Raw genomic sequence first — 1,794 nt, 5'->3', positions numbered from 1 at the left:
GCGTGAGTTAGTATTTATTTTGGAAATAGGTTCGGATTTAGTGGACGGTGCAGGACTTGAACCCGCGACCCTCTCGGTGTAAACGAGACGCTCTACCAACTGAGCTAACCGTCCAATATAATAAAAATAATTGTAAATAAAACTAAAGTAAAAGTCCAATCATTAGCCAAAAAAGTAGAGCAGGGGAATCTATTGTATAGAGAAAGTGGTCAAACAATCCTATTATGAGTAAAGACGACATTATCGCCAAAATAATATAATACTCCTCTTTGTCTTTTTTTAGAAACAATAAACCTTTTTTTATAAAAGCCCCCAATATAAAAATTATAAAAGATAATAATCCCAAAACTCCAACCTCACTTCCTATTAATAAATATAAATTATGAATTGGTTGCCACTCCCAGGAGTTTTTCATATTAGCCTCATTATATATATTATTTTTATAAGTATAGTAAACCTGATTTTTTAAACCCACTCCTAGTAAATTTTCTTTCATAATTTTTTTACCCATTTCCATATAACTCACTCTACTAGTAACCGCCACTTCGGAAGCTGACATATTAATTCTCGGTAAAACAAAACTTAAAACCGGCAATAAAGAAAAAAGTAGAAGTAAAAAAATAGACACAAAAGATATTATATTTTTTTTATAAAACCCGTCTCTAAAAAATTTAAGAATAAAATAAATAAATAATCCAAATAGCATAGCTATTATGGCCGATCTAGATAGCGTTAACCAAAGGGTTAAAGCTATTAAAAATAATCCACTAAAAAATAAATATTTCTTTACTCCCTTAGATTCAATAAATAAAAATAATCCGCTTAAAAATCCTACCACCAAAAAAGCTCCTAAAATATTAGGATGGGGGAGTGTGCCGTAGCTTCTTAAAATTTTTCCTCCCTCAATTAAAACTGTACTGACTCCGAATCCATTTAAAACTAAATTAGGTTCTCCTAAAAACCATAAACCTAAATCTTCCTGTTTGTTAAATTGTAAAAATCCTATTAGCGCCTGAAATAAAGAAGAAAAAAATAAACTTAAAAAAATTAAATCAATTTTTATTTTTTTATTATGAATTAAAGTGGCTAGGGCTATAGCTAAAGCCGAAAATAAAATAATTCGTATTAGTCCATATATAGATAAATAGGGGAGGGGGGAAAATAAAACTGATAACCCACTAAAACCTAAAAATAAAATTAAATATATATAATATTTTTGCCAAACTATTTTATAGTTAAAGAAAAATATCGCTAAAAATAAAACTAGCAAAACATCATATAATCCAATAAAAACGGTTTCATATTCATGCCATCCGGGCGTAAAAGAAAATATAGGCAATCGCAAAGTAAAAGGCAGGCTAAATAATAAAAAATATAAAATATATGAAATTATTTTTTTTTTATATATTTGACCTAAAAAAAAATTCATTACTAAATTATAACACGACCGAGTCTCTCTCTTTTGGAACAATCGCCTCTATCTTAAATCTCTTTTTAATAAAATAAGCCAAGTTTTCCGCCGCCTCATTTTCTCCCTGAGTTACATAAATTTTTTTTACACTATCTTTAAAACTAGACACCCATTTTAGTAAACCATCTCTGTCCGCGTGAGCCGAGTATCCGCTTATTTCCTCTACCTCACATCTAACCGGTATTTTTTGCTCATCAATCATAACTGTTCTTTGTCCATCTTTTATAGCTCTTCCCAGTGTCTCCTCGGCTTGATAGCCGATAAATAAAATTCCATTATTTGGATCGGGTAAATATTTCTTCTCGTGATGTAATATTCTGCCT

At 30.0% G+C, this 1,794-nt stretch carries 2 protein-coding genes and 1 tRNA gene; all 3 read right to left on the bottom strand.

Going from position 1 to position 1,794, the window contains the following annotated elements; all coding sequences use genetic code 11:
- Positions 1-38: 38 nt before the first annotated feature.
- Positions 39-114: transfer RNA gene (locus tag COU51_04645), tRNA-Val, on the bottom strand.
- A gap of 28 nt (positions 115-142) precedes the next feature.
- Positions 143-1,429 (bottom strand): hypothetical protein, encoded by a 1,287-nt coding sequence (locus COU51_04640; protein ID PIR66303.1) that lies wholly within the window; start codon positions 1,427-1,429, stop codon positions 143-145.
- A gap of 7 nt (positions 1,430-1,436) precedes the next feature.
- Positions 1,437-1,794 (bottom strand): MBL fold hydrolase (locus COU51_04635; GenBank protein PIR66302.1); only part of this gene is annotated, 358 nt, incomplete at its 5' end.

The organism is Parcubacteria group bacterium CG10_big_fil_rev_8_21_14_0_10_36_14 (assembly GCA_002772895.1).
In the GTDB taxonomy this organism is placed as follows: Bacteria; Patescibacteriota; Patescibacteriia.
Note: the sequence above shows the minus strand (reverse complement) of the source record. Positions and strands in the feature narration are given on the sequence as shown.